The sequence below is a fragment of the Paenibacillus cisolokensis genome (assembly GCF_050481165.1).
GTDB classification, from domain to species: domain Bacteria; phylum Bacillota; class Bacilli; order Paenibacillales; family Paenibacillaceae; genus Paenibacillus_AH; species Paenibacillus_AH cisolokensis.
In genome coordinates this window covers 1-6,212 of sequence record NZ_JBCNFP010000173.1, presented here as the reverse complement: position 1 = coordinate 6,212, position 6,212 = coordinate 1, and the positions used below count along the sequence as shown (strand labels likewise).

4 protein-coding genes and 1 pseudogene are annotated in these 6,212 nt (G+C 46.3%); 3 read left to right on the top strand and 2 right to left on the bottom strand.

What is annotated here, in order from left to right; translation table 11 throughout:
- Together ABEV74_RS22480 and ABEV74_RS22475 are read left to right on the top strand one after the other, a co-directional pair.
- The coding region (locus ABEV74_RS22480) for a sulfatase family protein (protein WP_430149814.1) at positions 1-614 on the top strand (614 nt) is incomplete at its 5' end.
- Between the two features lie 353 nt (positions 615-967).
- On the top strand, positions 968-2,986 hold the full coding sequence (locus ABEV74_RS22475) for an alpha-amylase family protein (protein WP_430149811.1): 2,019 nt from the start codon (positions 968-970) through the stop codon (positions 2,984-2,986).
- Here the strand turns inward: ABEV74_RS22475 and ABEV74_RS22470 are convergent.
- Positions 2,956-3,834, bottom strand: a complete 879-nt coding sequence (locus ABEV74_RS22470) for a helix-turn-helix domain-containing protein (protein WP_430149817.1) — start codon at positions 3,832-3,834, stop codon at positions 2,956-2,958. The two genes, ABEV74_RS22475 and ABEV74_RS22470, sit on opposite strands and share 31 nt — an antisense overlap.
- A gap of 112 nt (positions 3,835-3,946) precedes the next feature.
- Here ABEV74_RS22470 and ABEV74_RS22465 point away from each other — a divergent pair, with 112 nt between their 5' ends.
- Positions 3,947-5,830: a glycoside hydrolase family 2 TIM barrel-domain containing protein gene (locus tag ABEV74_RS22465; protein ID WP_430149809.1), complete on the top strand. Its 1,884-nt coding sequence runs from the start codon at positions 3,947-3,949 to the stop codon at positions 5,828-5,830.
- Here the strand turns inward: ABEV74_RS22465 and ABEV74_RS22460 are convergent.
- Positions 5,793-6,212, bottom strand: a pseudogene (locus tag ABEV74_RS22460) (IS4 family transposase); the annotation flags it as partial. The gene ABEV74_RS22465 and the pseudogene ABEV74_RS22460 sit on opposite strands and share 38 nt — an antisense overlap.

Here is a 6,212-nt window from a genome sequence, read left to right as displayed (position 1 = left end):
ATTCCGATTTCATGTTAAAAGAACTTGAGCTGGATCAAAATACTGTGATTGTATTTCTGGCTGATCATGGAGAGTATTTGGGTTCGCACCATTTAATCACAAAAGGAGAATGGCCATGGGAAGAACTTATTCGGGTTCCCTTTATATGGAAAATTCCTGAATCCATGAAAAAAGGCTATCTGAATGAACAAGTCGTCAGTTTGCTGGATTTTGTTCCAACCATATTGGATTTGGCAGGAATTGAACCAGCCGTGATGGATGTCAGGGGAGTTCAATACACCGAACCTTTAGGGTTGCCCGGGCGTTCGTTGCGTCCCATTATCGAGCAAGGAGATGTACTCCCGCCTGGGCCAGCGATTGTGGAATATGACGAAGACTGGTTTCCCCCCAATGTGTGCAGGATGCGCACGATCGTTACAGAGCGTTATAAGATGACGGTCTATTTAAACACGGAGGATGGCTTGCTTTATGATTTGCAGGAGGACCCGTATGAACAAAAAAATTTATGGTTCGACCCATCGTTTGCCCGGGTTAAGCATATCTTGACCGAACAAATGCTGAGGGAATTGGTTCGTACAGATCGTTGGGATACAAAACGAATAACCGGAGCATAAACAGGATAAAACAGCTGTCCATCATTTCCATCCTGATTCAATGACAAACTCCCACTGCGATCCGCCGCAGTGGGAGTTTGTCATTAGCATGGAATAAATCAAATCATTGACCACGGGCAAAATAAACAGAGAATAGAGGTGTTTGTTACAACAGCATAGATTGCGTTCCGGACGGGCCGCAAAGGTCGATATTTGTTTATGAGAAGTCGGACTCGAATCTTGTTCACTTTGTCGGAGACGCCATATGATGAAGTGGAACAGTCCAGCGATAAAATATGAAGGATGCAGGGGGGATCTGAAATTCTTAAAGCGCTTGCAGAAGATATGATATATGAAACGGGGAGGGAATCGGATTGAAAACACCAAAAAATGTAAATCGAAAAATCCATCTTGATTTCCATACGCCATATTGGGTAAAAGCGGTGGGACAGCATTTTGACGCAGAGGAACTCGTTTCGACCTGGAAAAAAGCTCATGTGAATGCAGCGACGGTTGTATTCGGACTATGTGCTTGCGGGAACGCCTATTATGAATCCAAGCACGCCCCTATTCACCCGGGTTTAAAAAAAGATTTGCTGAGATTGTTATTGCCTGTTGCCAAAAGGGAAGGGATTACAATCTATGTCCATTTCGGACCGGGAATAAATGACCGGTCAGTAATCGAGCACCCGGAATGGGCAATGGTGACCAGGAATGGCAAGCGGTTGGATACCAATGAAGGAAAAGAGTGGGGATGGGTATGCTTCAATTCTCCTTTTGTGGAGAAACAATTTTTCCCCCAGCTAAAAGACTTCGTACATCAGTTCCCCGATATCGCTGGTGTCTACCTGGATATGGTTACGTATCCTGAAGACACATGTTTTTGCGGCTATTGTCGTAAAAAGGCGGCAAAATTGGGATTGAATATTTACAAACCTTCAGATTATGCAAAATTGAGGGAGATGACACTTGAACATTTTATGGCCGAAGCTCGAAAGATTGTGAAGGAAGTAAATCCGGATATCGGTTTTACGGCGAATTGTCGATGGTATGTCGGCGGGGCGCGCTCACCATCACTTGATTCCATTGAACTGGAAGCTCCGGTTAGCTGGAATAGCTATCATTACGCGGTGATGTCCCGTTACATTCGAACGCTTGGCATTCCCCACAATGCCCAGACTACACGTTTCCCCAAAAACTGGGGTTATTTTGGCAGTTTGAACAATGAAGTTCAGCTAACCTATGAATGCGCTGCCATCCTGGCTACACTAGGTTCTTGCTGTATTGGAGATCATTTGCCGGCAAATGGCAAGCCCGATCAAGCGGTCTATGACTTGATTGGCAAAGTCTACGCTTTCGTAAAGGAACGGGAAGATTGGGCGCTGGATGCGGTGTCAGTCCCATACATCGCGATATTGGCGGACAGACAACAGATGGTTCGCGGTGCAATGGCCGATGTATTTGGTCATCAGAAACCAGAAGCGTTGTATGGCGCTGGGTTGGTTCTGTTGGAAGGAAACCGGCACTTCGATGTGATTGATGACATGGCGGAACTGGCCAAGTATAAGCTGATTTGGCTGGCAGAGAATGTGACACTTCATGACAATCTGGTTGAAAAACTGGATCATTTCGTTTCCAATGGAGGCAAGCTGCTTGTTACGGGGAAGGGACTGTGGGAAAATGCCGTCTGGAGATCGTTCCTTGAACGTATTAGTAAGGTGCGTTGGACGGGAACAGGGGATTTAAACGGTGAATTTATCAAGCCGATCGGAGCGGCGGGAACGAATGTGCCGATGTCTCCAATGTTTGTACAGGGAAGATTTCCGCATTGGGAGGTACAAGATGGCGGAGAAATCATAGCAGAAGTGCACAGGCCATATGAAGAAATTGATCCTTCATTCCGGTATGGTCATTTTCATGCCCCGGCAGGGGAAAAGGCTGCTTATCCCGGGGCGGTTATGGCTAAGTATGATGCGGGCAAAGTGATTGTCTGTGCCGCTTCGTTGGCCGAGGATTATTTTCGCATCGGAAGTCGCCATGTGAGACAAATGGTGTTGAATATGATGGATGGCTTGTTAGAAGAACAAGAAAAAATAGTGGAAGTCCATGCTTGTTCACCTGCCGTTGAAGTATCATTGATGCAAAAATCCAGAGCATGGATTTTACATCTGACTCAATTTAGCGCCAAACGGCATACCGGAAACACAGTGGTGGAAGAAATCCCGGTCAGGTATTCCATACCGATTGTTTTGCGTCCGCCTGCAAAGCCCAAGCGTGTATATCTTGCTCCGTCAATGGAAGAGCCGAATTGGAAGTGGGAAAATGGAACTGTAAAGTGTACAGTGCCGGAATTACATATTCATCAAATGGTTGTGTTCGATTTTGACTGGTAGCTTTCCCTGTATTTTCCCGGTGTCATTCCGACCTTGTTGCGGAACGTACGGATGAAATGGCTGCTGCTTTCGAAGCCGACAGCACAAGCGATTTCCTGAATGCTTGACATTGTTTCAACCAGCATGGCTTTCGCGCGTTCGATACGGATGTGGTGTAAATATTGGAGAGGAGTCATACCGGTATGCTTTTTCATGCATCGGCTTAAATAGTCAATGTGGTAATGGAAAGCCGTCTCTAACTGCCTGGCATTATAAGGTTCTTTGATCCGGTTTTCCAAGTAACGGGTAACACGTGTGCACAGTGCCAGTGAACGTGGCATGATCTTGTTCCGGAAAATCTCATGTTGCAGTTCGAGCAGCAGTTGTGACATCAGGCTGTGTAATTCCAGGGCGTTTTGTACGAAAATGCGGTTCTTGATATTGACCATCTTGTCCAGGAGCGGAACCAAAATTTCCATATGAATATCGGTAAATTTGGGCAGATACATGAAATGGTTTCTTGGAGACGGGTCATAGTCAGAAGCGTTATGGAGGACAGCTGACCAAGCGAAACCTTCGCTGCTCATCTCACGCAGTGGAGCAGAATGGCTAAAATGCAAGTAATAAGTCTCCGTTTCTTCTTCGCAAGCCCGATGCCCCCAATGGGTTCGGCCGGGTTCCAGCAATAACATCTTTCCGGCGGATATCGAATAAGACTGATCGTCTTCAGTGATATAAAGCGTTCCTTTGGTAACGATGATGAGATCATAAATATTCCACTTTCGCTTGAAATGAATTTGTCCTTTTTTCCACCAGGAATGACCGACCGTGATGAGTTGGGGTAAAGGAGGGATGCCGAACTCCAGCATTTTCAAAGGATATACCCCCTTTGCGAATATTGAACCCATAAAATAGTTTAATCCATATTATATTATATGGAATACATGATATTAGAATATATTTTTCTTCGGAAAAAATGTAATGAACGATAAAAACGATGAGAAAAGGAGAGATGCAGCTATGGGGCGTGAAATATACAATATGAATTTAGGCTGGAAATTTCATGATGGAGACATCTTTGAACGAAATTTCGGTGCGATACATGGAGATCGTTATCAAAATCCTCAATGGGTAAAAGCGGGAAACAATGGTGTTGCCAAAGCCGGCTACGATGATACCGAATGGCAAGATGTACAGCTCCCCCATGATTTTGTCCACAGCAGAGGGCAATATTCGCCGGAAGTTCCCGCTTCGTTGGGTTCTCTGGTAAAAGGAATCGGATGGTATCGAAAGTGTTTTGAACTGCCGAAAGAAGATGAAGGCAAAATCTTGAGCATCGAATTTGACGGCGTATACCGTGACTGCTCGGTTTGGTTGAATGGCCATTTTCTCGGCAGAAACTTGAACGGGTATAACAGTTTCGCTTTTGATATGACGGATGTGGCGAATTACGGTGGAATCAATGTCGTGGCTGTACGTGTCGATGCGACCGAGAATGAAGGATGGTGGTATGAAGGGGGCGGCATTTATCGCGATGTGCGATTGGTGAAAACCGACAGATTGCACGTGCCGCAGTGGGGAACCTTTGTCATGACAGATCTGGAAACAAATCCGCATCAAGCGGTGGTTACCATCATGACCGAGGTTTATAACCGGTATGAACAGGAAGTGAACTTCGATCTCTCCACGAAAATTATAGACCCGTCTGGCCAGAAAATTGACGAAGTGTGTACTGCTTCTTCTATTCAAGCGGATGAACAGTTGCAACTTGAACAAAAAGCACTGGTCCATTATCCAAAATTGTGGTCAATAGATGAACCACAACTATACAAAGCAGTGAGCATCTTGAAGAAGGATGGTCGGATCGTCGACACGTATGAAACAACATTTGGCATTCGTACTGTGCATTTTGATGGAGATCGGGGGTTTTTGTTGAACGGTGCACCCGTCAAGCTGAAAGGTGTTTGTTGCCATGAAGATCACGCAGGGGTTGGAATGGCGATGCCAAAAGCGGTCATCGATTACCGTATCCAGCGGCTGAAGGAAATGGGTTGCAATGCATATCGCACTTCACATAATCCGCCATCCCCTTGGTTGTTGGAAGCTTGTGACCGATTGGGCATGGTCGTGATCGATGAAGTGCGGCAGACGGGCACATCCGAGGAAGCCAGAAATCACTTGAGCTGCTTGATTCGAAGAGACCGCAACCATCCTTCGGTTATTCTCTGGTCGCTTGGCAATGAAGAGATGAACATTCAAGGCACACCAGCAGGTGTTCGAATCCTGCAACGTATGCAACGACTGGCACACCAGCTTGATCCGACAAGAAAATGTACGTATGCGATGAACGGAGACTGGTTAAGAATGACCGAATTTCATGAGGAACACGGTTTCCATATTGATGTGCATGGATTTAACTATATGATGCTGCGTGATTGGGAGGCATACGCCAAATTCCGGGAAAAGTATCCTGACCGTTGTTTGGTGGGAACCGAAAATGCTTCCACGCTGTCGACTCGGGGCTTATACAACAAGGAACAAAGTGGGATTCAGTTGAAACTTTCGGCGCATGGAGAGTCTACTGCCATTTGGTTGAATCCGAAGCGGAAAGGCGTGGTCACGGCTTATGGAGAAACCTACCCATTGTGGGGAGCTACCCCTGAGGAAGGTTGGAAAGCGGCCACTGAGCACGATTATGTCGCAGGACTGTTCGTATGGACGGGATTTGACTATCGTGGGGAAACGTTCCCTTATGAATGGCCGACCGTTGTATCCCAGTATGGCATTATGGATTTATGCGGATTTGCCAAAGATATTTATTATTACCTCAACTTTCGCAGCATGAAATGGGCAAACAAGCCTTAATGTAGTTGGGTAAAGCGGCAATCCATTGCTGGAGTTGACGTTGAATCAGAGCCGAAAGCTTTTTTCCTGCTTTCGTTGCGATTTCGTTGATCAGATCGAGCAGTTGCTGCAAGGCGATCGCCCAGTCCAACGTGCCAACTTCGTCGCACAACACATAAAACAAGCCGCCGAACGAGCGAGCATCCGTACTTTGCCGGTGCTGCCATGCCAGCAGAATATAGCGGGAAAACACAATGGTCGTATGGCTAATCAGCAAATCATAGGAGCGACCTTGAAACTCTTTCTGCAAACGAAGCAGCGACTTGGTGCACTTGAAGAAGACCTCGATGTCCCAGCGGATCCCGTAAATGCGGATCACGTCTGGACCTCTGTCAATAGATTG